The sequence below is a fragment of the Salmonella sp. 5800 genome (assembly GCF_046558195.1).
GTDB lineage: Bacteria > Pseudomonadota > Gammaproteobacteria > Enterobacterales > Enterobacteriaceae > Salmonella > Salmonella enterica.
This window is the reverse complement of the sequence record NZ_JBGDOX010000031.1, coordinates 1-662: the sequence shown is the minus strand read 5'-3', so window position 1 is coordinate 662 and position 662 is coordinate 1. Positions and strand designations below refer to the sequence as shown.

Below are 662 nucleotides of genomic sequence, written 5' to 3'. Positions count from 1 at the left end.
GCTCCCACTGCTTGTACGTACACGGTTTCAGGTTCTTTTTCACTCCCCTCGCCGGGGTTCTTTTCGCCTTTCCCTCACGGTACTGGTTCACTATCGGTCAGTCAGGAGTATTTAGCCTTGGAGGATGGTCCCCCCATATTCAGACAGGATACCACGTGTCCCGCCCTACTCATCGAGCTCACAGCACATGCGCTTTTGTGTACGGGGCTGTCACCCTGTATCGCGCGCCTTTCCAGACGCTTCCACTAACACACATGCTGATTCAGGCTCTGGGCTCCTCCCCGTTCGCTCGCCGCTACTGGGGGAATCTCGGTTGATTTCTTTTCCTCGGGGTACTTAGATGTTTCAGTTCCCCCGGTTCGCCTCATTAACCTATGGATTCAGTTAATGATAGTGTGACGAGTCACACTGGGTTTCCCCATTCGGAAATCGCCGGTTATAACGGTTCATATCACCTTACCGGCGCTTATCGCAGATTAGCACGTCCTTCATCGCCTCTGACTGCCAGGGCATCCACCGTGTACGCTTAGTCGCTTAACCTCACAACCCGAAGATGTTTCTTACGATTCATCATCGTGTTGCGAAAATTTGAGAGACTCACGAACAACTTTCGTTGTTCTGTGTTTCAATTTTCAGCTTGATCCAGATTTTTAAAGAGCAAA

General features: G+C 50.6%; 1 rRNA gene. It reads right to left on the bottom strand.

The features are described 5' to 3' along the window. Positions 1 to 540, bottom strand: a 23S ribosomal RNA gene (locus ACLJZ5_RS22060); the annotation flags it as partial. Between the last annotated feature and the right edge of the window lie 122 nt (positions 541 to 662).